The following is a 23,961-nucleotide window of genomic DNA, read 5'->3' as shown; positions in this document are numbered from 1 at the left end:
AGTAGAGCATCGGTGCCACCCGTATGTGGCCTGGAACACCGAGGAGTCGCGTTGAGCAAGGACCGTACGTACGACTACGTCATCGTCGGAGCCGGATCCGCCGGCTGCGTGCTTGCCGGGCGGCTTTCCGAGGACCCCTCCGTCAAGGTCGCCCTCGTCGAGTCCGGGCCGCGCGACAACAAGACCGAGATCAAGATCCCGGCCGCGTTCCCCAAGCTCTTCAAGACGCCGTACGACTGGGACTACTCGACCACCAAGCAAGCCGCCCTGAACGACCGCGAGTTGTACTGGCCGCGCGGACACACCCTCGGCGGCTCCTCCGCCATCAACGCCATGATGTGGGTGCGCGGCCACCGCGCCGACTACGACGCGTGGGGCGAGGTCGCCGGATCCCCCTGGTCGTACGACGAGTTCGTACGCTACTTCCAGCGCGCCGAGCACTGGCAGGGCGCCGCGCGCGCCGACTCCGTGTACGGGGCGCAGGGCCCGCTGCACATCTCGCCGCCGCGCCACCCGAACCCGACCACCACCGCGTTCCTCGACGCCTGCCGCTCCCAAGGGCTGCGCGAACTCGACGAGTTGAACCAGGCCGACCACTCCGGCTTCGCCCTCACCCCGCTCAACCAGTACAAGGGCCGCCGCTGGAGCGCCGCCGACGGCTACCTCAAGCCCGCCGCGCGCCGCCCCAACCTCGACATCTACACCGGCGCCCGCGTCGCCCGCATCGACTTCGACGGCACCCGCGCCGCGGGCGTCGTCGCCTCCGGGATCCCGGCGGGCACCCTGCGCGCCACCCGCGAGGTCATCCTCTCCGCCGGTGCCGTCAACTCGCCGCAACTGCTGCAACAGGCGGGCATCGGCGACCCGGAGACCCTCGCCGAGGCGGGCATCGACACCCTCGTCGAATCCCTCGACGTCGGCCGCCACCTCCAGGACCACCTCTCCTACGCGGTCACCGTCCGCGCCGCGAAGCCCATCACGCTCACCGGCGCCGACTCGCCCGCCAACATCGCCCGCTTCCTGCTCGGCGGGCGCGGACCGCTCACCTCGAACGTCGGCGAGGCCGTCGCCTTCCTCGCCACCAGGCCCGAACTGACCGCGCCCGACATCGAGTTGGTGTACGCGCCGGTCCCGTTCGTGAACCACGGCCTGGAGGCGCCGACCGAGCACGGGCTCACGGTCGGCGTGATCCTGCTCCAGCCCGAGAGCGAGGGCCGGATCACCCCGACGGGCCGCGACTCCGGGGTGCGGATCGACCCGGACTACCTGGCGCACGAGGGCGATGTGCGCACGCTGGTCGCCGGTGTGCGGCGAGCGGAGGAACTGCTCGCCGACAGCGCCCTCGCCGGGCACCACACCGAGCCGATGGCCGGCTACCCGGGTGTCGTCGACGACGAGGCGCTGACCCGCGCCGTGCGCGCGGGCGCAGAGACCCTCTACCACCCGGTCGGCACCTGCCGGATGGGCTCCGACGAGGGCTCCGTCACCGACCCCCGGCTCCGGGTGCGCGGCACCGAGGGCCTGCGCGTCGTCGACGCCTCCGTGATGCCGCGCATCACGCGCGGCCACACGCACGCGCCGACGGTCGCCCTCGCGGAGCGGGCCGCCGACCTGATCCGCGAGGACGCCACCAAATAGTGGGCCCGCAAGGGGAGTTACGGGCCCACGAACCCTGAGCCCACGCGTTACGAGCCCACGCTCACCGTGAACCGGCGCGGACTGCCGTCGTGCGCCGCGCCGGACACGTCCGGCTGCCCGTCGGCCTGTACGTCGTCGTACGGGAACGCGTAGCCGATGGGGGAGTTGGCGTGCACGATGCGCGACCAGTGGTTGGTCGTGGCGTCCTGGTAGTAGTCGGCCGAGGTGAGGCCGTTGGGCTGTGAGGTGTGCGTCAGCATGATGCTGCGGTTGAAGCCGGCGGCGAGGCGGGACAGGATGCCCTTCTTGTCGTCGGAGTCGGCCGGGTTGTTGGCGAACGGCCCGTGGTTGCAGGTGAAGACGTCCTTCGACGCGGGCTTGGCGAAGGTGTGACCGCCGTTGAAGGTGAGGGTGTCGCCGCTGACCCGGCCGGTGAACACGCCGCGCCCGCCCTGTAGGTCGATGGTGAGGTCAGTCGAGGCGTACTTCTCCCACACCTTGTCGATGTAGCCGCCCCACACGTCGCGGAACGGCATCTCGTCCGGCCGGTCGAAGTACGGCGCCATGAGGTTCTGCGGGGAGATCACGCGCAGCACCTTCCCGTCCCCGCCCTTGATGGCGAGCTTGTCCCAGGGCTGCCCGTCCTTGGCGGCCTGCGCCGCGAGATCCGCGGCGATCTTGTCGACGGCGCCGTCCGGGAGCGGGGCGACGGTGTGCGTGGCGTCGCCCTCCAGCTTCAGGCCGATGGGGAGGGCCGTCACCAGGTCTACGTAGCTGATGTTGGCGTACAACTGGTCGGCGTTGAAGGTGAATTCGCAGAACGACCAGGTCTTGCCGTAGTTCGCGTCCTCCTTCGTGGCGAAGGCCGGCTCGACGAGCGAGGGGCCGGGGTTGAGGAAGAAGTCGAGCGTGTCGTCGCGGACGAAGTAGACCCGGGCGCCGTACATCTGAGGCAGCGTCACGACCTTCGGCGCCGAACCGGGGGCGCCGAGCGGGATGGCGCAGTCGACGGGCAGTGGGGTCTGCGGGGCGCTCGGCGACTCCGGGTGGTAGACGCTGCCGTCGGAGCGCAGCAGCACCCAGTTGCCGGTCCCGTTCTCGTGACCGGTGACGTACGCGTGCACCGTGCCGGTCAACGACTTGTTCTCCAGGGCCAGTTCACAGGTGGCCGGGGCGGCGCCCGCGGTCCAGGAGGGCACGGTCAGCGCCGCCGCGGTGGTGGCGAGGCCCGCTCCGGCACTGGCGAGAAATATTCTGCGCGAGATCACGATGGGCACTCCCTGAATGTGGGGGGTGTGGGGGGGAGCCCTACTGTGGCGAGGGTGAACAGAGGCGTCAATACTTTGGGCAGAGAGCGCTCTCAAGATTTGTTTGCGTTCAACTGTTGAAGACGGACTGGTGTGCGGCGCCGGTCTGGACCAGCCCAGGTCAGCGGGCTGGAACGGCGATTGTCAGTGCCCGGTGGAAGACTCTGGAGTCCGAGAAGAGAACCCCTCGACGAGGAGGGCAAGACGCATGATCACCACTGAGTTCGTGAACGGCGCGCCGAACTGGCTGGACCTCAGCACCCCCGACATGGACGGCGCGATCTCGTTCTACGGCGGCCTCTTCGGCTGGACGTTCCAGTCGGCAGGACCCGAAGCGGGCGGATACGGAACGTTCCAGCTTGAAGGCAGGACGGTGAGCGGCGCCATGACCGTCACCGCGGAGCAGGGCGAGCCGGGCTGGACCGTGTACTTCCAGAGCGCGGACGCGGACGCCACGGCGAAGGCCGTCGAGCAGGCCGGCGGCGGGGTCCTGCTGCGGCCGATGGACGTGTTCGACCTGGGCCGGATGGCCGTCTTCACCGACCCGGCGGGCGCCCCCTTCGGCATCTGGCAGCCGGGGAAGAACAAGGGCCTCGAATACATCAAGGACGACGGCAGCCTCAACTGGGTGGAGCTGTACGTCCCGGACGTGTCGGAGGCGAAGCGGTTCTACGGCTCGGTCTTCGACTGGGGCGCGTTCGACGTCGAGTTCCCCGGCGGTTCGTACACGACGGTGAACCCTCCGGGCACGGACGAGAACGCGATGTTCGGGGGCATGGTCCCCCTGGGCAGTGACCCGGCGGAGGCCGGGGCGGACCCGCACTGGACGCCGTACATCCACGTCTCGGATGTGGACGGGGTGGCGGACCGGGCGCAGGAGTTGGGCGGCACGGTGCGCTCCGCGCCGGTCAGTATTCCCGGGGTGGGGCGGATCGCGAAGTTGGTGGATCCGTATGGGGCGGGGTTCGCGGTGTTGAAGGGGGACCCTGAGCAGGGGTGAGGCCGGATGTCGGTGGCCGGTGATGGGCGTGGCGTCTCGGGGCTCTGCCCCGGACCCCGCGCCTCAATCGCCGGCGGGGCTTGAGGTGCGGGGCTTGGGTTGGCGTTCGTTGATTGAGCGTTGATCAAACGTTTTTTGGTGGGCGGCAGGGTGGCCGTATGTATGCGAACACGACCCTTACGCCTGCCGGCCCCACCTGGCAGGACCAGGCCCTGTGCGCCCAGACCGGTGCCGAGTTCTTCTTCCCCGAGCCGGGAAGCTCGGTCCGCGAGGCCAAGACGATCTGCGGGCTGTGCCCGATCCGGCAGCTGTGCCTCGAGTACGCCCTCACACACGATGAGCGGTTCGGTGTGTGGGGCGGACTCTCGGAGAAGGAGCGACATCGGCTGCGGCGTACGTGACGCCGGACGGGGAGATATTCGTTGGGTGCGCCCGGCGTCGGCAGGCACACTCGTCGCATGTCCGATCCGTATGACACCGCTGCCGCCCGGCTCCTCGCCGACCTCGATCCCGTGTCCTACCCGGAGCGGGTACGGGAGGCCGCTCGGCGGGCCGGGGAACTGGCCGCGAGCGGCGAACTCGGGGCCGTGACGGCCGAGCTGAACGCCGGTGGGCCCTACGAGCGGAGCGTCTGCGCGCTGCTCGCCTGCGCCGGGCGGGACGCCGACCGGGTGGCTTCGCACCTCGCCGACCCCGACCCGTTCGTACGGGGGCACGCGCTCCGGGCGGCGCAGGGACTCGACGTGCCCGACGCCGCGTTCGAGGCCGCCCTGCGGGACGCGTCCGAGGCCGTCCGCCGGGGGATCCTCGGGTTCCTTTCGGCCGGCCGCCGCCCGGCGCTCGCCGACCGTCTCGTGGACGAGGTGCGAGCGGCCTGGGGCGATGTCGAGGCCGCGCGGCTGCTGCCCGGTTGCTCGGAGGGTGTCGTGGCGCGGCTCCTGCCGGAGGTGCTCCATGCCGTGCGGGGGTGGCGGTCGCTCGTCAGGCGGCACCCCGGTGTGCTGCTCGACGTCGCCGAGCGGTCGGCGGCGGCGGTCCCGGCGAACGCCCGTGGCGGGTGGTTCCAGCGGTACGCGCCGATGCTGGTCGCCGTCGCCCCGGCCGAACCGTCGCGCGTCCTCGACCTGCTCGACGCATGCCCGCCCGCCCGCTTCCCGGGCCAACTCGCGCCCTGTGTCGGCGTGTTGGCGAAGGCGGCGCCGGAGCGGGTGCTGCGGATGTACACGGGGCCGTGGCGCGCGTCGCTGCCAGGACCCCGCCGGCTGAACACCGCCGCGCTGCGCGCCCTCGCCCGCTCCGGGGCCCCGGAACTCGACGACTACGCTCGCGCGCTCGCGGAGGACCCCGACGACCTCGCGGCGCTGCTGCGCGCGCAGGCACCGGCCGAGCGCCGGACCACGTACGAGACGGCCATGGCCGGGCGGGGCACCGCGCACGAAGGCGTCCACACCGCGCTCCTCGACGCGCTGCCGCGCAGGAGCGTCGCCGCCGTGGCCCGGCGCGCGGCCGATGCGGCCCGGGGGCACGGCGCCGACTGGGCGACCGTGCTGCGCGCCGAGTCCTACCTGCCGCCCGGCGAGGCGCGCGAGGCGCTGCGAGCGGCCACCCGCAGGCCGCTCGCCGACGACCGGGCCGTGGCCTGGCCGCTGCTGGTCCGCAATGTCGCCCGCGCCGCCGACGCCGGTCAACTGACGGAGCTGGTCGCGGACTTGGCGGAGCGGCTGCGCAATGAGCAGGACCCGGTGCGCGGCGCCGCGCTGTGCGCCCTCGCCGACGACGTGCGCCCCGCGTTCTGGTCGACGGACGCGCTGCCGCACCTCGGACGCCTGGTCACCGACGCCGTACAGGCACGCGACCGCTCCTCGTCAACGGGCGGCGCGCTGTACCGGCTCGCGGTCAACGTGCTGTGCGAACACGCCGGACGGCCGGAGCGCGCCGGCGTCGACTGGGCGTTGGACGTCCTCGCCGCGCTGTACGACCACTACCGCGGCGACCACCTCGGCCGCTTCGGCAGCAGGCTGCGCCGCGGCCAGGAACACCAGGTGTACGAGGCGGTCCGCCCCCGCATCGCCGCCGAGGCCGAGAAGAACGACTACCGCCTCGCCCTCGCGCTGGCCCGCGGCGCCGAGCACCGGGCCGCGGGGATGACGGAGCTTCAGGAGTGGCTGCGGCGCGCCGTCGAGCACGGCGACGACGACACGGCCCAGGAGGCGATCCGGCTGTGGCTCGAACCGCGCGCGACCCGCGACGAACGGGTCGCGCACGTCCTCGACCTGGAGCCGTCCGCCGTGCGGCTCCCGTGGGTGGCCGGCGTGGTGGCGTATCGGCGCACCGACCTCCTCGACCGCTTCCTCGCCGACGAGCCGCCGTACGGGCGGTTCCTGACGGCCAAGAGCGCCTGGGCGTTCCCGGTGGGCGGGGCGGCGGCGGTGCGGCGCTGGCTGCCGCGCCAACAGCGGTCCTACGTAAGGCAGTTGCGGTGCATCGTCGATGACGCCGGGCTCCGGTACTGGCGGCGCGTCGACGCCATCCGGAGCGCCGCCGACGTGCCGGAAGGGGGTCGCGCCCTGGCCCAGGAGTGGGCCGAGTCCTCCGATGTCACCCTCGCCGAGGCGGCCCTCGGTGTGCTCGGCCGCAGCGGCGACGACCTCGCGTCGCTGCTCGGCCATGCGGGCGGCGACCGCGCCAGGGTCGCCGTGTACGCGGCGGCGCAGGCGTCACGGCACGTAGCGCCGTCCCAACTCGCCCCGATGCTCACGGAGTTGCTGACCGCCCCCGGCAAGAAGGTCACCAGCCGCAAGGAAGGCGTCCGTCTCGCCGCGCTCCGCCTCCCCGCGCCACAAGCGGCCCGCCTGCTCGCCCGCGCCTACGCGGCCGAGGACACCCACCGCGACGTACGCGCCACCTGTGTCGCCTTCGCCGCGCAGGAACTCCTCGCCGAGGAACCCGCCTGGGAGATCCTCACGGACGCGGCGAGCCCGGGACGCGAGGCCGTACTGCGCAACGCCGCCCTGCGCCGCGCGCCGCTCTACGTCGCCCCGGCCCACCGGGCCCGCTACGCGGAGCTCGTCGCCGCCGTGGCCGACACGGACGACGACGAACTCGCGGCCACCGCCCTCGCCGCCCTCGGCGGTTGGGCGGTCTGGTCGCCGCGGGCGCCACAGGTGTTCGCCCGCGCCCTCGGCGATGTGCCGCGCGGGGCCCCGCAGTTGTGGCACCACGCGGCGGAGGGCCTGGTGAAGGAGGCCGCCCGCACACCCGAAGGGACGGGCGTGCTGTGCGCCGCGCTGACCGCCCTCATGGGTCACGGGCCCGAGCCGGACGCGGGCGATGAACAGGACCGTCCCGCGCACCGCCGCGTCGAGTATGTCGCCCGGCTGCTGGCCGACCGCGCGCCCCACGACCCGACGCTGCGCCCCGCCGCCCGCACCGTGGCCCAGTTGCTCGCCGAGCGGGACGCGTTCGTACCGTCGGCCGCGCAGGTGCTGCTCGGCGCGCTCGACCCCGCGGCGCCGGAGCCCGCACTGCGGGAACTGGCTTTGCTGCACGCCGACCGCCCCGCCCTCGCCGCCCGCACGGCCGACTCCCTGCGCGCGCGGCTGCGCCGCGAGGAAGTGCTGCCGGAGGGGCTCGACCGGGTGGCGCGGGCACTGCGCGAGGCCGACGCCCACACGGAGGGCCTCTTCGCGTGGGCGATCACGGTGGCCGCGGGGGAGCGGTCCGCGTGGCCCGCGCCGTGGCGCGCCGAGCTGGCGGCGCTGCGCGGGCACCCGTGTCCGGACGTCCGGGACGCGGCGGTGCGGGTCGCCACGGCCTGACGCGGCGCGCCGCAAGGGGACCCCGCCGGGCGTCAGGTGTCAGACATCAGGCGCCGGCCGCCCGCGCCGCCATCCGCGCCTTCCGGGCCGCCAGCTTCTCGTCGAACTTCGACGCCTCGCTGTCCAGGCCGTTCATGTACAGGCCCAGTTCCTCCTGGGCCTTGATGCCCTCGGGGCCGAGGCCGTCGATCTCCATGACCTTCAGGAAGCGGAGGACGGGGGAGAGGACGTCGTCGTGGTGGATGCGGAGGTTGTAGACCTCGCCGATCGCCATCTGCGCCGCCGCGCGCTCGAAGCCGGGGATGCCGTGTCCCGGCATCCGGAAGTTGACGACGACGTCGCGGACGGCCTGCATCGTGAGGTCGGGGGCGATCTCGAAGGCGGCCTTGAGGAGGTTGCGGTAGAAGACCATGTGCAGGTTCTCGTCCGTGGCGATACGGGAGAGCATGCGGTCGCAGACCGGGTCCCCGGACTGGTGTCCTGTGTTGCGGTGCGAGATGCGGGTGGCCAGCTCCTGGAAGGAGACGTAGGCGACCGAGTGCAGCATCGAGTGCCGGTTGTCCGACTCGAAGCCCTCGCTCATGTGCGACATGCGGAACGCTTCGAGCTTGTCGGGGTCGACGGCGCGCGAGGCGAGCAGGTAGTCGCGCATCACGATGCCGTGCCGCCCCTCCTCCGCCGTCCAGCGGTGCACCCACGTGCCCCACGCGCCGTCGCGGCCGAACAGCGAGGCGATCTCGTGGTGGTAGCTGGGGAGGTTGTCCTCGGTGAGGAGGTTGACGATGAGGGCGGTGCGGCCGATCTCGGTGACCTTGGACTGCTCCTTGGACCACTCCTCGCCGTCCTCGAAGAACTGCGGGAAGTTGCGGGCGTCCGACCACGGCACGTAGTCGTGCGGCATCCAGTCCTTGGCGACCTTGAGGTGCCTGTTGAGCTCCTGCTCGACGACTTCTTCCAGCGCGTAGAGCAGGCGGGCGTCGGTCCATGTGGTCGACGAGCCGAGGCGGGGGGAGATGACGGTCACGGAAGCTCCTGGGGGACGGAGATGGTGCGAGCGGAGATACCTACGGTGTCGTAGGTTACGTTGCCGTAGGTTAAGTGCCCCATAAAGGCCGTGGTTACGTGTGGAGCTCTCGCAGCCGAACTGAGAGGCAGGTCACACAGCCCTCCAGCTTCTCGAATTCGGAGATGTCCACCAGAACCGGCTCGTATCCCAGGTCCGAGAAGAGCTCCGCCGACTTCGGCGCGCTGTCGGCCATGAGCAGGCGGTCGCCGCCGAGGAGGACCACGTGCGCCCCCGATTCCTCGGGGACGGGGAGGAAGCTCGGGAAGAGGGACGCGTGCTCCACCAGCGGCGGGTGGCCGATCACCGTGCCGTCGGGGAGCGCCGTCACCGCCGACTTCAGGTGCAGCACCTTGCTGAGCGGAACCGCGACCACGCGCGCGCCGAGCGGCTCGAAGACGGCGCGCAACTGGTGCACGCCCGCCGCGTTGGTGCGCCCACCGCGCCCTACGTAGATCGTGTCGCCGATCTTCAGTACGTCGCCGCCGTCAAGGGTGCCCGGTTCCCACACCCAGTTCACGGAGCAGCCGAGCCGCGCCACCGCCTCCTCGACCCCCGGCGTCTCCGGGCGCCGCGACTCCGCGCCGGACCGGGTGATGAGTGCCACGTTCCGGAACACCACCACGGCGTCCTCCACGAACACCGCGTCCGCGCACAGGTCGACCGGCTCCACCAGGAACGTCTCCCAGCCGTGCGACTCCAGCGCGTCGACGTACCCCCTCCACTGCTCCTGCGCCTTGTCGACGTCGACGGGGGTCCGCTCGATATGGGTGACGAGCCCGTCCGCGAGGCGCGGGCCGGGGCGGCGGACGAGGGCCTTCTTGCTGGGCACGGCGTACTCCATGGCGACGAAATGGGGTGACGGCGCACATCATGCACAGGGCGACACGTGTCGCGGAATCCCCTGTTACGCGGCCGTCACCGCCTCCTCACTCGGCCCGTCGGCCCCCGCGACGGCCCGCCGCAGGTGCTCGGCCGTGAACGAGCCCTCCGCGTCGAGGAGTTGGGCCGGTGTGCCCTCGAACAGGACCTCGCCGCCGTGCCGGCCGCCCTCAGGCCCCAGATCGATGATCCAGTCCGCCCGCCGGACCACATCGAGGTTGTGCTCGACGACCACCACGGAGTTGCCCGCGTCGACGAGCCGGTCGAGCAGCGCCACGAGTCCGTCCACGTCCGCCATGTGGAGGCCGGTCGTCGGCTCGTCCAGGACATAGGTCGCCGCTGTGCGGTGGAGTTGCGTGGCCAGTTTGATGCGCTGGCGTTCGCCGCCGGAGAGGGTGCTCAGCGGCTGGCCGAGCGTGAGATAGGTGAGACCGACCTCGTGCAGGGCGCGCAGCCGGCGGCGTACGCCCTTGTCGTCGAGGTCGGCGAAGTAGTCGAGGGCCTGCGCGGCCGTCATGTCGAGCACGTCCGCGACCGAGCGCCCGCGCACCGTCAGGCCGAGCACCCGCTCGTTGAAGCGGCGCCCGCCGCACGCCTCGCACACGGTCGTCACCGGATCCATGAACGCGAGATCGCTGTAGATCACGCCTCGCCCCTCGCAGCGCTCGCACGCCCCGTCCGAGTTGAAGCTGAACAGGCCCGGCTTCGTGCCCGTCTCGCGCGCGAACACCTTCCGTACGGTGTCCATGATCCCGAGGTACGTCGCCGGGGTGGAGCGCCCCGAGATCCCGATGGAGGACTGGTCGACGACCACCGCCTCGGGGCGCGCGGCGCAGAACGCCCCCGAGACCAGGGAGCTCTTGCCGGAGCCCGCGACGCCGGTGACCGCCGTGAGCACTCCGGTCGGCACGCGGACGGTGACGTTCTTGAGGTTGTGCAGCCGGGCGTCCTCGATCGTCATGTGGCCGGTCGCCGGGCGCGGGTCCGCCTTCACGCCGCCGGTGCGGCGCAGGCAGCGGCCGGTGAGGGTGTCCGCGTCGCGCAGGGCCTTCGGCGTGCCCTCGAAGACGACGTGCCCGCCGTCCGCGCCGCCGCGCGGTCCCATGTCGACGACGTGGTCAGCGACGGCGATGACATCCGGGTCGTGCTCGACGACGAGGACGGTGTTCCCCTTGTCGCGCAGGCGGAGGAGAAGATCGTTGAGGCGTCCCACGTCGCGCGGGTGCAGGCCGACGCTCGGCTCGTCGAAGATGTACGTCATCCCGGTCAGGCTCGAACCCAGGTGCCGTACGGTCTTCAGGCGCTGGCCCTCGCCGCCGGACACCGTGGACGTCTCCCGGTCCAGGCTGAGGTAGCCGAGGCCGATCGCCTCGATGCGTTCGAGGGCGGTGACGGCGGCCTCGGCGATCGGCCCGGCCACCGGGTCCTCGATGCGGCGCAGTACGGGGATCAGCTCGCTGACCTCCATGCGCGTGCACTCGGCGATGCCCAGGCCCTCGACGCGGGTGGCGAGCGCGGCGGCGTTCAGGCGCGCCCCTGCGCACACCGGGCAGGTGACCTCCGTCAGATACCGGTCGACGAGGTCGCGGGTGCGCTGGCTGAGCGTCGACAGGTCCCGGTTGAGGTAGAGGCGCTCGAAGCGGTCGGCGAGCCCCTCGAAGTCGATGTCGCGGCGGCCGCCGGTGTTCGCGACGTTCACCTTCGCGCCCCGCCCGCGCATCAGGAACTCCCGCTCGGCTGCGCTGAATTCCCCCACCGGCCTGGTGGTGTCGAGGTCGGGGGTCTCGGTGTACGTCTGCCCCTGCCAGGTGCCGACCGCGAACGGCGGGAACAGGATCGCGCCGCCCGCGAGCGACTTCGCAGGGTCGAGGATGCGGTCGTAATCGGGCCGCACCGTGCGCCCGAGCCCGTCGCACTCCGGGCACATCCCGCTCGGGTCGTTGAACGAGTACGCCGTCGCGGGCCCCGCGCTCGGCGTCCCGTGCCGCGAGAACAGCACGCGGATCACCGAGTACACGTCGGTCATGGTGCCGACCGTGGACCGCGAGTGCCCGCCGATCGGCTTCTGGTCGACGACGATCGCGGGCGTCAGCTCCTCCAGGGCGTCCGCGTGCGGCTTCTCGAACTTCGGCAGCCGGTTGCGGACGAACCACGTGTACGTCTCGTTGAGCTGCCGCTGCGACTCCACGGCGATGGTGTCGAAGACGACCGAGGACTTCCCGGAACCGCTCACGCCCGTGAAGACGGTGAGCTGGTTCTTCGGGATGCGGAGGGTGACGTTCTGGAGGTTGTTCTCGCGGGCGCCGACGATGTGCAGGTAGTTCGTGTGCCTCATGCCGGCGACGCTAGGCGGAATACCCGACAACTTATGTCGGGTATTCCTGCCCGTTTTCTTCCTACGTGTCGGACTCGGCGTCGAGGTCGACCCAGCGCGTGATCCCGATCGACTCCAGGAACGGCATGTCGTGGCTCGCCACGATCAGCGCCCCCTCGTACGACTCCAGGGCCGACGTCAGCTGGGCCACGCTCGCGAGGTCCAGGTTGTTCGTCGGCTCGTCCAGCATCAGCAGCTGCGGGGCGGGCTCCGCGAGCATCAGCGCGGCGAGCGTCGCACGGAACCGTTCGCCGCCGGACAGCGTCCCCGCGAGCTGGTCCGCCCGCGCCCCCTTGAACAGGAAGCGGGCGAGCCGCGCCCGCACCCGGTTGTTCGTGGCGTCCGGCGCGAACCGGGCCACGTTCCCTGCGACGCTCAGCCCGTCGTCCAGGACGTCGAGCCGCTGCGGCAGGAAACGCGACGGTACGTGCGTCTCCACCGCGCCGTCGACCGGCGCCAGCTCGCCCGCGATGGTGCGCAGCAGCGTCGTCTTGCCCGAGCCGTTGCGGCCGAGCAGCGCGATCCGCTCGGGGCCGCGCAGCTCGAACTCGCCCGCCAGGCGCGCCCCGTAGGCCGTCGTGACGTTGTGCAGGGACAGCACGGAGCGGCCCGGCGGCACGGCGGTGAACGGCAGGTCGACGCGGATCTCGTCGTCGTCCCGCACCGCCTCCACCGCCTCGTCGAGGCGCTCCTTGGCCTCTGCGACCTTCTCCTCGTGCAGGATGCGGTGCTTGCCCGCGGAGACCTGGGCCGAGCGTTTGCGCAGTTTCATCACCGCTCTCGGCTCGCGCTTGATGTCGTACATCTTCTGCCCGTACCGCTTGCGCCGCGCCAACGCGACGTGGGCCTCGGTCAGTTCACGCTTCTGCTTCCTCCAGTCGGACTCGGCGACCCGCACCATCCGCTCCGCCGCCTCCTGTTCGGCGGCGAGGATCTCCTCGTACGCGGAGAAGTTCCCGCCGTACCAGGTGACCTCGCCGTCCCTCAGGTCGGCGATCTGGTCGACGCGGTCGAGGAGTTCACGGTCGTGGCTGACCACGATCATGACTCCGGACCAGCCCTCCACGGCGGCGTACAGGCGTTGTCGGGCGCGCAGGTCGAGGTTGTTCGTCGGCTCGTCGAGCAGCAGCACGTCGGGGCGGCGCAGGAGGAGTGCGGCCAGGCGAAGGAGTACGGACTCGCCGCCGGAGACCTCGCCGATGGTGCGGTCGAGGCCGATGTGGCCGAGGCCGAGCTCGCCGAGCATGGCCGCGGCCCGCTCCTCGACGTCCCAGTCGTCGCCGACCGCCGTGAAGTGCTCCTCGCGTACGTCGCCGGACTCGATGGCGTGCAGGGCGGCACGGGTGCCGGCGATGCCGAGGGCCTCGTCGACGCGGAGGGCCGTGTCGAGCGTGACGTTCTGCGGCAGATAGCCGACCTCGCCGGAGACCCGGACGCCGCCCTCCGCCGGGGCCAGCTCACCGGCGACGAGCTTCAGCAGGGTGGACTTCCCCGAGCCGTTGACGCCGATCAGGCCCGTGCGGCCGGGGCCGAAGGAGACCTGGAGGCCGTCGAAGACGACGGTGCCGTCGGGCCACGCGAAGTCGAGGGCCGTGCAGGCGACGGAGGCGGGGACGGAGTGCGAAGAGGGATGGGGATGTGACATGAGGCGGCCTCGCGGTTGCTCGGTGTGAACGGTGGGATGCAACGCGTTCGAGACACCGCGGGGGCACAGAAGGCTCGCTGCGGGAGGACGGCTCGGGAGGGAAAACCGAGGTCGGCACACACGACGGCACGGACACGCGAAGGCGTGTCGTGCGATGCGCGGTGTCTCAGGACCTCAGTCGAGCAACGTCCTTCCCCAATCGACGGCAACAGAACCGTCGACCAAGGTACGAGCCCCTTCCGGGACCGTCAAAGGAATTAACGCCTTGGTTCAGCAGGCGTCCCGCAGCAGCTCGTCCAGGTCGCCGTCCACATCCACGTGCGCCGCCTCGTCGCCGACCGGCACCAGGTCCGTGGTCTCCGCCAGGAAGCGGCGCAGCTCGCCGGTGCGGACGTGCACGATCGCGGTCCCCTCCACGGCGTGGAACTCCAGGACCGTGCGGTCGTACCCGTACGGCTTCACCCGTACGTCGCCCGCCCCCGCCGGGTCCGTCACCCCGACGGTGAGCAGCTCACGGGCGAAGGTCCAGCTCACCGGGACGCCTTCGAGGGTCGCAGGGGCCGGGAAGGACATGCGCACGGCGAACGGATCGTTCACGTCGTAACGCAGAGTCGCCGGGATGTGCGCCATGCGCGGCGCGGCGGCGACGAGACGGGCCTCGACGGCTTGCTCGATGACGGACAACGCCTGCTCCCTTGTGACGTGACGGACGGCTGGACGGTGGGACCGCTGCACGGCCCCACTTGAATAGACGGCGGAATGACGGAATCCGTGCGCCTCAAGGCGGCCGAAATTCGAGTGACCTCTGTCACCGGTTTCAACCAGGCGGACCGCGGTGACATACGACGCACCCTTGTGACTGCCGTTGAAGTGTGCATGATCTACGGCTATGGGAACGGGCGAGACGGCCAGTGGCCACGGCACCGCCGCGATCGGTCTTCGCGGGCTGCGCAAGTCGTTCGGCGCGGTGCGCGCCGTCGACGGCATCGAACTCGACGTCGGCGAGGGCGAGTTCTTCTCGCTGCTCGGGCCCTCCGGCTCCGGGAAGACGACCGTGCTGCGGCTCGTCGCCGGCTTCGAGACCCCGTCCGGTGGCGCCGTGCACCTCGCGGGCGAGGACGTGACCCGGCGCGCGCCCTTCGAGCGCGATGTCACGACCGTCTTCCAGGACTACGCCCTGTTCCCGCACATGAACGTCGAGCAGAACGTCGCGTACGGCCTGAAGGTGCGCGGCGTCCCGCGCAGGGAGCAGGCCGAACGGGCCCGCGCCGCGCTCGCCTCCGTACGCCTCGACGACTTCGGCACGCGCAGACCCGGCCAACTCTCCGGCGGCCAGCGCCAACGCGTCGCCCTCGCGCGGGCGTTGGTGGTGCGCCCGCGTGTCCTGCTGCTCGACGAACCCCTCGGTGCGCTCGACCTCAAGCTGCGCGAGCAGATGCAGGTCGAGCTGAAGGAGTTGCAGCGCGAGGTCGGCATCACCTTCGTCCTCGTCACCCACGACCAGGCCGAGGCCCTCGCGCTCAGCGACCGCGTCGCCGTCATGAACGCGGGCCGCGTCGAGCAGGTCGGCACGCCGAGGGAGCTGTACGAGAACCCGGCCTCCGCGTTCGTCGCGTCCTTCGTCGGCACCTCCAACACGCTCAGCGGAGCCGCCGCCGAGCGGATCGTGGGGAAACCAGGGACGTTCGGCATCAGACCGGAGAAGATCCGCCTCCTCGCCCCCGAAGCGGAGCAGGATCGCGACGGCCAGAGCGAGGGCCACAGCGAGGTCCCCGGCACCGTGACCGACGCCGTGTACCTGGGGGACAGCACCCGCGTCGTCGTCGACACCGACGCGGGCGTGCGCTTCGTCGTCGTACGGCAGAACACCGGAACAGGCGACGCCGACGGAGTGGACGACGGCCCGGCCCAGGCGCCCGCGCCGCCCGGCTCCCGCGTCCTGCTGCGCTGGCACCGACGGCACAACGTCCCTCTGCACCAGCCAAGTTGAGTCACCCCGACGACCAGGGAGTGTTTCACGTGCGCGCAACCCGGACCCTGATGGCCAGCGCCGCGCTCGGCGGGCTGCTGCTCGCCACCGCCTGCGGCTCATCCGACGACGACGGCGGCGGAGCGAAGGGCGCGCCCGGCGGCCAGGGCTTCACCCCGCCGAAGATGTCCGCCCCGAAGTCCCTCGGCAAGACCGAGGGCAAGGTCAATCTGATCGCCTGGGCCGGCTACGCCGAGGACGGCTCCAACGACCCGAAGGTCGACTGGGTCCACCCCTTCGAGAAGCAGACCGGCTGCCAGGTCTCCACCAAGGTCGCCGGAACCTCCGACGAGATGGTCAACCTGATGAAGACGGGCCAGTACGACGCCGTCTCCGCGTCCGGCGACGCCTCCCTGCGCCTCATCGCCTCCGGCGACGCGGCCCCGGTCAACACCGAGCTGGTGCCCAACTACAAGGACATCTTCCCGGGGTTGAAGAAGCAGCCCTGGAACTCCGTGAAGAACGTCGCGTACGGCATCCCGCACGGCCGCGGCGCCAACCTCCTCATGTACCGCACGGACAAGGTGAAGCCCGCGCCCGACTCCTGGAAGGCCGTCTTCGACGACGCCGGGCAGCACAAGGGCCACGTCACCGCCTACGACTCGCCGATCTACATCGCCGACGCCGCGCTCTACCTGATGAAGACCCGGCCCGGCCTCGGCATCAAGGACCCGTACGCACTCGACCAGAAGCAATTCGACGCGGCCGTAAGCCTGTTGAAGAAACAGAACGCGAACGTCGGCGAATACTGGAGCGACTATCTGAAGGAGGTCTCCGCGTTCAAGAGCGGCGACTCCGTCGTCGGCACCAGCTGGCAGGTCATCGCGAACACCGCGCAGGGCGAGAAGGCCCCCGTGAAGGCCGTCCTGCCGAAGGAGGGCTCCACCGGCTGGTCCGACACCTGGATGGTGTCCGCCAAGGCCGAGCACCCCAACTGCGCCTACAAATGGCTCGACTGGATCGTCTCGCCGAAGGTGAACGCCCAGGTCGCCGAGTACTTCGGCGAGGCCCCCGCCAACTCCAAGGCCTGCGACGAGACCAGCGACCCGAAGCACTGCGCCACCTTCCACGCCGACGACGCCGCGTACTGGAAGAAGGTCCACTTCTGGACCACGCCCATCCCGCAGTGCCTCGACGGCCGCACCGACACCAAGTGCGTGCCGTACTCGAAGTGGGTGCAGGCGTGGACGGAGATCAAGGGGTGACGTGCCGCTGACCTCGAACAGGGCCGCCGGGGTGCTGCACCGCAGCCCCCGGCTCCGCCTGACCCTGCTGCTCGCCGCGCCCCTGACGTGGCTGGTCGTCGCCTACCTCGGCTCGCTCGCGGTCCTCTTCCTCTCCGGCCTGTGGACCACGGACCCGTTCACCTCGGACATCGTGCGCACGTGGACGCTCGACAACTTCAAGGCGCTGTTCACGACGGACGTGTACCGCCAAGTGGCCTTGCGGAGCGTGGGAGTTGCCCTTGGGGTCACCGCACTGTGCGTCGTCATCGCGTTCCCGATCGCCTTCTACACGGCGCGGGTCGCACGGCCCCGGTGGCGGCCGCTGCTCGTGGTCGCGATCCTCATGCCGCTGTGGGCGAGCTATCTCGTCAAGGCGTACGCGTGGCGGGTCATGCTCGCCCAAGGGGGCCTGCTGGACTGGCTGTTGAAGCCGTTCGGGGTGGGCGCGCCCGGGTATGGGCTCTTCGCGACCGTGCTCGTCCTGACGTACCTCTGGCTGCCGTACATGATCCTGCCGATCCACGCCGGGCTCGAACGCGTCCCCGACAGCATGCTCGACGCCTCCGCCGACCTGGGCGCGCGCAGTTGGCGCACCTTCCGTACGGTGCTGCTCCCGCTCGTCCTGCCGTCCGTCGCGGCGGGCTCGGTGTTCACGTTCTCGCTGAGCCTCGGCGACTACATCGCGGTCCAAATCGTGGGCGGCAAAACGCAGTTGATCGGGAACCTCGTCTACTCCAACATCACGCTCGACCTGCCGCTCGCCGCCGCGCTCGGCACCGTCCCGGTCGTGGTCATCGTCCTCTATCTGCTGGCGGTGCGCCGCACGGGCGCGCTCAGCAGTCTCTGATCAGCAGCTTCTGAAGGGACCCACGGCCGTGCACCTGTCCCGCCCCGCCCGCATCGCGCTCCGCGCCGCCGCCGTGCTCGGCTTCGCCGTCATCTACGTACCGCTGCTCCTGGTCGTCGTGAACTCCGTGAACCCGGACCGGAGTTCGGGCTGGCCGCCGCCAGGGCTCACCTTCGACTGGTGGCGCGCCGCCTTCCACAGCGCGGGGGTGCGGGACGCGCTGTGGACGTCGGTGAAGGCGGGGATCGGGGCCACGGCGATCGCCCTCGTCCTCGGCACGCTCGTCGCGTTCGCGGTGTCCCGGTACCGCTTCTTCGGCCGGGAGGCGATCTCCTTCGCGGTCGTCCTGCCGATCGCGCTGCCCGGCATCATCACCGGCGTCGCCCTCAACACCGCGTTCCGCACGGTCCTCGAACCGATCGGCATCGGGCTCGGCCTGTTCACGGTGATCGTCGGCCACGCCACGTTCTGCGTCGTGGTCGTCTTCAACAACGTGGCGGCCCGCCTTCGCAGGCTGTCCGGCTCGTACGAGGAGGCGGCGATGGACCTCGGCGCGAACACCTTCCGTACGTTCCGCGACATCACGTTCCCGCTGACGCGCTCGGCGCTCGCGGCGGGCGGGTTGCTCGCGTTCGCGCTGTCCTTCGACGAGATCGTGGTGACGACGTTCACGGCGGGCGCGGGCGTGCAGACCCTGCCCATCTGGATCTTCTCCAACATGGCACGGCCTCAACAGGCCCCCGTCGTCAACGTGGTGGCCGTCGTGCTCGTCCTGCTGTCCGTGATCCCGGTGTACGTGGCGCAGCGCCTGTCGTCGGACGCGACAGGGCCTGTAAGGGCACCCTAACTTGACGTCGTATAAGGTGCGGGGATCAACCTCCCCGGACCCAGGAGTCGGCTTGTCGCACGTCACGCACGCCACGCACGCCACTGACACCCGCTACGAGGAGTTGCGCTCCGCGGACCAGCTGCGCGAGATCCTCGGCGAACCATGGCCCATCGTGATCGACAAGGTGCACGCCGAACTCACCGACAAGGACCGGGGGCTGCTGGCCCGCTCGCCGTTCTGCCTGGTCTCCACCGCCGACGCCGAAGGCAACTGCGACACCTCCCCGCGCGGCGACGCCCCCGGCTTCGCGCACGTCGTCGACGAGCGCACCATCGCCCTGCCGGACCGCCCCGGCAACCGGCGCGGCGACAGCTTCCACAACATCCTCCGGAACCCGCACGCCGGGCTGCTGTTCCTGATACCCGGCGCCAAGGACGTACTGCGGATCAACGGCAGGGCCCGCATCCTCACCGACGCCCCCTTCTTCGCCGACATGGCGGTCAAGGGGCAGCCCCCGCACCTCGCCCTGCTCCTCGACATCGACGAGATCTACCTGCACTGCCCGCAGTCCCTGAACCGCGCGGGGCTGTGGAGCCCTGAGACATGGGCGTCCTGAGCCCCTGCGCCGGGTGACCCATTCAAGCCCCTGCGCCGGGTGAGCCATTCAAGCCCCTGCGGCGATTGAGCAGCGGGGTCCGGGGCAGAGCCCCGGGGGCGCAACCCAACGACCACCTAGACTTGCCCGGTACGAAAGCGGAGCGCACGGCGCGGAACAGAAACAGGAGCACGGCAGTGGTCGCAGAGGCGGGGCGGTTCGAGGATCCGTCGGCCGACGTGCTCGCCGAGGCGGCCGAGGCGTTCGCCCTGCTGGCGTCGCCGGTGCGGCTGCACATGGTGTGGGCCCTCGCGCAGGGCGAGAGCGATGTCAGCGGTCTCGCCGAGCGGGTGGGCGGCGCGCTGCCCGCCGTCAGCCAGCACCTGACCAAGCTGAAGCTCGCGGGTCTCGTACGCTCCCGCCGCGAGGGCCGCCGACAGGTGTACTACGTCGACGACCCCGAGGTCGTGAGCGTCGTCCACCTCATGATCGGCCAGCTCGCCGAGCGCGCCGGGCAGGCGAAGGCGCCGGTGCGCCGCCTGCGTGGCGCGGGGGCCTGAAGGCCGGCCCGTGGCCGTACCCGACACGGCCGCAGAGGCCGGCGTTCCCGGACCGCGACCGCACACCCCGCCCGGCGGCCCCACCGCCCTCCAGACCCTGCGCGCCCTCGACACCGGCCCGCGCGGGCTGACCACCGAAGAGGCCGAGGCCCGCCTCGCCCGGCACGGCGGCAATACGCTGCCCACCGCCCGGCAGCCGTCGTGGCCGCTGCGGATGTGGCGCAGCCTGCGCGACCCGTTCACCACGGTCCTGTTCTGCCTCGGACTCGTCTCCGCGCTCGTCGCCTCCTGGGGCACGGCCTGCGTCATCCTCGCCCTGGTCGTCGTCAGCAGCGTGCTGCGCGCGCACGGCGAGTACCGCGCCGACCGGGCGGGCGCCGCGCTGCGCGACATGGTCGCCGGCACCGCGAGCGTCCAGCGCAGGGACGACCCCGGCGCCGAACCCCGGATCCGCGAGATCCCGGTCGACGACCTCGTGCCGGGCGACGTGGTGCGGCTCGCCCCCGGCGCCCTGGTCCCCGCCGACGTGCGCCTGCTCAAGGCGCGCGGACTCACCGTGCACCAGGCGCCGCTGACCGGGGAGTCCGCGCCCGTGCCGAAGGAACCGGCCGAGGTGCCGGACGGCGAAGGCGAGGGGCACCTCGTCTTCCAGGGCAGCAGCGTCGCCTCCGGCAGCGGCACCGCGGTCGTCCTCGCGACCGGCTCCGACACCCGGTTCGCCGCCGTGCACGGCGCCCGGCAGCGCCGCCCGGAGAGCGCCTTCGACCGCAGCGTGCACGGCATCTCGTGGGTGCTGATCCGCTTCATGCTGCTGACGCCGCCGCTGGTGTTGATGGCGAACGCGGCGGTGCGCGGCCGTGGGCTCGAAACCCTGCCGTTCGCGGTGGCCGTCGCCGTCGGCCTCACCCCGGAGATGCTGCCGGTCATCGTCACCATCTGCCTGGCCCGCGGCGCCACCCTGCTGGCCCGCGCGCACGGCGTCATCGTCCGCCGCCTGCCCGCCCTGCACGACCTCGGCGCCGTCGACGTGCTGTGCGTCGACAAGACCGGCACCCTCACCCGCGACCGGCCCGCCGTCGACCCCGACCGCACGGACCCGGACGCCCTGCACTGGGCGGGCGCCGCCGCCTGGTGGACCCTCCAGACCGCCGAACTCACCGACCCCGACCCCCTCGACGAGGCGCTGCTCGCGGCGACCGGGCCCGAGGACTGGGAGGCGTACGACGGAGTGGAGGCGCTGCCCTTCGACCCCGTACGCCGCCTGGCCACGGCCGTCGTCAGGGAACCCGGCACGTGGGGCGAGCACGTCCTCGCCGTGAAGGGCGCCGTCGCCGAGGTCCTGGAGCGGTGCGCGCTCGACGAGGAGGAGCGCGACGGGCTGCGCAAGCGGGCCGACGACCTCGCGGGCGAAGGCGTCCGCCTGCTCGCCGTCGCCACCGCACGGCGCACCGCCCGCACCCGCGCCTACACCCCGGCCGACGAACGCGGCCTCACCTTCCGCGGCTACGTCGCCTTCACCGACGCCCCGGCCGACACCGCCCACGCCGCCGTCCGCGCCCTCGGCGAACGCGGCGTCACCGTCAAGGTCCTCACCGGCGACCACCCGGCCACCGCCACGCGCGTGTGCCGGGACGTCGGCATCGAGCCCGGCGAGGTCGTCGACGGCGCGGACATCGAGCACCTCACCGACGAGCGGCTCGGCGAACTGGCCGACCGCACCACGGTCTTCGCCCGCTGCACCCCCGAACACAAGGCCCGCGTCATCACCGCCCTGCGCGGGTGCGGCCACACCGCCGGATTCCTCGGCGACGGCGTCAACGACCTGCCCGCCCTGCGCGCCGCCGACGTCGGCGTGTGCCCGGCAGGAGGCGTCGACGTCGCCCGCGAGAGCGCGCACGTCGTGCTCGCCGACAAGGACCTCACGGCGCTTGAACACGCCGTCGTGGCGGGCCGGCACTCCAGCGCCAACATCGCCTCGTACCTGCGGATCACGCTCTCCTCCAACCTCGGCAACGTGATCGCGATGCTCGCCGCGGGCCTGCTCCTGCCGTTCCTGCCGATGCTGCCGCCGCAGGTCCTCGTCCAGAACCTGTGCTTCGACGCCGCCCAACTCGCCCTCGCCTTCGACCGGCCACGCCCGTCCGCGCTGCGCCGCCCCACCGTGCTGCGGCCCCGGCCCTTCCTGCGCTTCATCACCGGCTTCGGCGCGCTTGGCGCACTCGCCGACATCGCGACCTTCGGGGCGCTCGCCCTGTGCCTGCCCGGCTCCCTCGACCTCGGCGACCAACAGGGCTTCCACGCCGGGTGGTTCACCGAGAACCTGCTCACCCAGGCCCTCGTGATGCTCCTGCTGCGCACCGGCAGGCACGCCGCCGAGGGCCGGGCGCCGGGCCCCGTGCGCTGGGCCGCGACGGGCCTCGCCGCGATCGGCGTGCTGCTGCCGCTGACCCCGCTCGGCCCCTGGCTCGGCGTCTCCGGCCTGCCGCCGCTCTACTACCCGCTGCTCGCGGCGATCCTCGCGGCGTACGCGCTGGCGCTCGTGCTGCTGCGACGGCGGGCCGGTCAGGCGTAGAGCCGCCGGGCGGTCACTCGTAGGGCCGACCGGTCACCCGTAGGACAGGTGGGAGCAGATGTCGTCGTCGGCCGAGCGTGCGGTGCCGGCGACGCCGGAGGGCACCTTCGTCGGGGTCGGGCTCGCCTGCGGTGAGGCCGCGCTGCCCGGGGTGTAGTCCGCGCCGAGCACCACGCTGACGCCGGGGCCTGTGCCCTCGGTCACTTCCGCGTCCGGGAAGAGCCGGGCGACGGCGGTGGCGTGAGTCTTGTCGCCGGGGCCGTACGTGATGGTGGTGGTGGCCCGGTTCCGGTCGGCGGCGTTGCCCGTCGCCGACACGGCGAAGTCGTGGCCGGTGAGGGCCGCGGCGGCGTCGGCGGCGAGGCCGGGGGTGGTGGTGCCGTTGTAGACGGCGACGGAGACACCTTCGCCGGAGACCTCTTCGGTGGCGCTGGGCGAAGGTGATGCCCGCACCTCGCTCTTGCCGCCGCCCTTCTTCCCGCCGTTCCCGCCCTTCCCGCTCGCGTCCCGCCCGTCCAGCGTCCGGTCCTCCTTGAGCGCCGCCCACAACGCGTTCGCGTCCGGCTGCACGACGGCGACGCGATCACCCTCGTACTCCCAGGGGACGGTGATGAACTGCGTGTTGTGCAGGTCGACGTTCTTCAGTGACATGGCGAACGCGAGGAGCTTGTCGGCGGAGCCGAGGCCGGGGTCGACGGTCATCGACTTCGTGGCGGCGTCGGCGAGCGGCAGCAGCTTGGTCGGGGTGAAGCCGTCGGTCTTGATCTTCTTGACGAGGCTGGAGACGAAGGACTGCTGGCGCTGGATGCGGCCGATGTCGGAGCCGTCGCCGATGCCGTGCCGGATGCGTACGTAGTCGAGCGCCCGCTGCCCGGAGACCGTCTGCTCGCCCTTCTTGAAGAGGCGCTTGCCCTGGGTGGGCCGCTTCGGGTTGAGGTCGTTCTGGTAGACGTCGTTCGGCAGGCAGACCTGCACCCCGCCGACCACGTCGGTGAGTTCGGAGAAGCCCTTGAAGTCGACGACGACGGTGTGGTCGACGCGCAGCCCCGTGAGTTTCTCCACGGTGTTCTGGGTGCACGCCGGATTGCCCTCGGCGGTCTCGCCCGTCGAATAGGCGGCGTTGAACATCACGTCGGTCCGTGTGCTGCTCCACGTACCGTCGGGGAGCCTGCACGGCGGGATCGTGACCAGAGTGTCGCGCGGGATCGAGACGCCGACGGCGTGCTTGTGGTCGGCGTAGACGTGCAGCAGGAACGCGGTGTCCGAGCGGCCGATGTCGTCCTTGTCGCCGCCGCCCAGCTCGCTGTTGCCGCCGGTGCGGGCGTCGGTGCCGATGACGAGGACGTTCTCGCCCTTGGAGGAGTCGGCGTCGGGCCGGTTCTTGGACAGGCCGTTCGCGCCGAACGTGTCGATGTCGCCGTTCAGCTTCAGATACAGCCACCCGGCGCCGGCCGTGACCAGGACGAGGCACGCCAACCCTGTGATGAGTGTGATCCGCAGTCGGCTGCGTTTGCGCCGTCGCCCCATGCTTCCTGTCCACCCCTGCCTTGCTGTCGGTCCACCCGATGGTTATACA

General features: G+C 71.6%; 18 protein-coding genes. 11 read left to right on the top strand and 7 right to left on the bottom strand.

Features of this window, described 5'->3' with window-relative positions; translation table 11 throughout:
* The first annotated feature begins 51 nt into the window (after positions 1-51).
* On the top strand, positions 52-1,638 hold the full coding sequence (locus RBJ65_RS06730; RefSeq protein WP_306316583.1) for a GMC family oxidoreductase: 1,587 nt from the start codon (positions 52-54) through the stop codon (positions 1,636-1,638).
* A gap of 47 nt (positions 1,639-1,685) precedes the next feature.
* Here the strand turns inward: RBJ65_RS06730 and RBJ65_RS06725 are convergent, their stop codons facing one another.
* The gene (locus tag RBJ65_RS06725; protein ID WP_306316584.1) at positions 1,686-2,906 is read right to left on the bottom strand and encodes a glycoside hydrolase family 64 protein; all 1,221 of its coding nucleotides are present in this window, start codon (positions 2,904-2,906) and stop codon (positions 1,686-1,688) included.
* Between the two features lie 247 nt (positions 2,907-3,153).
* Here RBJ65_RS06725 and RBJ65_RS06720 point away from each other — a divergent pair, with 247 nt between their 5' ends.
* The 3 genes from RBJ65_RS06720 to RBJ65_RS06710 all read left to right on the top strand — a co-directional run bounded on the left by RBJ65_RS06720 (position 3,154) and on the right by RBJ65_RS06710 (position 7,763).
* Complete coding sequence (locus tag RBJ65_RS06720) at positions 3,154-3,945, top strand: VOC family protein (protein WP_306316585.1); 792 nt, start codon at positions 3,154-3,156, stop codon at positions 3,943-3,945.
* A gap of 158 nt (positions 3,946-4,103) precedes the next feature.
* Entirely contained in the window at positions 4,104-4,346 is a 243-nt protein-coding gene (locus tag RBJ65_RS06715) for a WhiB family transcriptional regulator (RefSeq protein ID WP_306316586.1), read from the top strand.
* A gap of 57 nt (positions 4,347-4,403) precedes the next feature.
* Positions 4,404-7,763, top strand: a complete 3,360-nt coding sequence (locus RBJ65_RS06710) for a hypothetical protein (protein WP_306316587.1) — start codon at positions 4,404-4,406, stop codon at positions 7,761-7,763.
* Between the two features lie 46 nt (positions 7,764-7,809).
* On the opposite strand, the gene RBJ65_RS06705 is transcribed toward RBJ65_RS06710, so the two are convergent.
* From RBJ65_RS06705 to RBJ65_RS06685, 5 genes are all read right to left on the bottom strand, one after another.
* Positions 7,810-8,787 carry an acyl-ACP desaturase gene (locus RBJ65_RS06705; protein WP_306316588.1) on the bottom strand — a complete coding sequence of 326 codons (978 nt, stop codon included), beginning with the start codon at positions 8,785-8,787 and terminating at the stop codon, positions 7,810-7,812.
* 94 nt (positions 8,788-8,881) lie between these two features.
* Positions 8,882-9,658, bottom strand: a complete 777-nt coding sequence (gene ddaH / locus RBJ65_RS06700) for a dimethylargininase (RefSeq protein ID WP_306316589.1) — start codon at positions 9,656-9,658, stop codon at positions 8,882-8,884.
* Between the two features lie 75 nt (positions 9,659-9,733).
* Entirely contained in the window at positions 9,734-12,043 is a 2,310-nt protein-coding gene (locus tag RBJ65_RS06695; RefSeq protein ID WP_306316590.1) for an excinuclease ABC subunit UvrA, read from the bottom strand.
* A gap of 61 nt (positions 12,044-12,104) precedes the next feature.
* Positions 12,105-13,727 carry an ABC-F family ATP-binding cassette domain-containing protein gene (locus RBJ65_RS06690; protein ID WP_306316591.1) on the bottom strand — a complete coding sequence of 541 codons (1,623 nt, stop codon included), beginning with the start codon at positions 13,725-13,727 and terminating at the stop codon, positions 12,105-12,107.
* 270 nt (positions 13,728-13,997) lie between these two features.
* Positions 13,998-14,357, bottom strand: a complete 360-nt coding sequence (locus RBJ65_RS06685) for an SsgA family sporulation/cell division regulator (RefSeq protein WP_306316722.1) — start codon at positions 14,355-14,357, stop codon at positions 13,998-14,000.
* Between the two features lie 259 nt (positions 14,358-14,616).
* On the opposite strand from RBJ65_RS06685, the gene RBJ65_RS06680 reads away from it, so the two are divergent.
* The 7 genes from RBJ65_RS06680 (at position 14,617) to mgtA (ending at position 22,385) form a co-directional block, all read left to right on the top strand.
* Positions 14,617-15,717 carry an ABC transporter ATP-binding protein gene (locus RBJ65_RS06680; RefSeq protein ID WP_306316592.1) on the top strand — a complete coding sequence of 367 codons (1,101 nt, stop codon included), beginning with the start codon at positions 14,617-14,619 and terminating at the stop codon, positions 15,715-15,717.
* Positions 15,718-15,746: 29 nt separating this feature from the next.
* Positions 15,747-16,961 (top strand): ABC transporter substrate-binding protein, encoded by a 1,215-nt coding sequence (locus tag RBJ65_RS06675; protein WP_306316593.1) that lies wholly within the window; start codon positions 15,747-15,749, stop codon positions 16,959-16,961.
* A 1-nt stretch (position 16,962) separates the two neighbouring features.
* On the top strand, positions 16,963-17,829 hold the full coding sequence (locus RBJ65_RS06670) for an ABC transporter permease (protein WP_372341170.1): 867 nt from the start codon (positions 16,963-16,965) through the stop codon (positions 17,827-17,829).
* 28 nt (positions 17,830-17,857) lie between these two features.
* Positions 17,858-18,676 carry an ABC transporter permease gene (locus tag RBJ65_RS06665; RefSeq protein ID WP_306316594.1) on the top strand — a complete coding sequence of 273 codons (819 nt, stop codon included), beginning with the start codon at positions 17,858-17,860 and terminating at the stop codon, positions 18,674-18,676.
* A gap of 52 nt (positions 18,677-18,728) precedes the next feature.
* Positions 18,729-19,274, top strand: a complete 546-nt coding sequence (locus RBJ65_RS06660; RefSeq protein WP_372341171.1) for an MSMEG_1061 family FMN-dependent PPOX-type flavoprotein — start codon at positions 18,729-18,731, stop codon at positions 19,272-19,274.
* 176 nt (positions 19,275-19,450) lie between these two features.
* Positions 19,451-19,813, top strand: coding sequence for a metalloregulator ArsR/SmtB family transcription factor (locus RBJ65_RS06655; RefSeq protein WP_306316595.1), 363 nt, complete (start codon positions 19,451-19,453; stop codon positions 19,811-19,813).
* A gap of 10 nt (positions 19,814-19,823) precedes the next feature.
* Positions 19,824-22,385, top strand: a complete 2,562-nt coding sequence (gene mgtA / locus RBJ65_RS06650; protein ID WP_306316596.1) for a magnesium-translocating P-type ATPase — start codon at positions 19,824-19,826, stop codon at positions 22,383-22,385.
* A gap of 33 nt (positions 22,386-22,418) precedes the next feature.
* Here mgtA and RBJ65_RS06645 read toward each other — a convergent pair whose 3' ends face one another.
* On the bottom strand, positions 22,419-23,912 hold the full coding sequence (locus RBJ65_RS06645) for an LCP family protein (RefSeq protein ID WP_306316597.1): 1,494 nt from the start codon (positions 23,910-23,912) through the stop codon (positions 22,419-22,421).
* Positions 23,913-23,961 lie beyond the last annotated feature (49 nt).

The organism is Streptomyces sp. KL109B, assembly GCF_030766935.1.
GTDB lineage: Bacteria > Actinomycetota > Actinomycetes > Streptomycetales > Streptomycetaceae > Streptomyces.
Note: the sequence above shows the minus strand (reverse complement) of the source record. Positions and strands in the feature narration are given on the sequence as shown.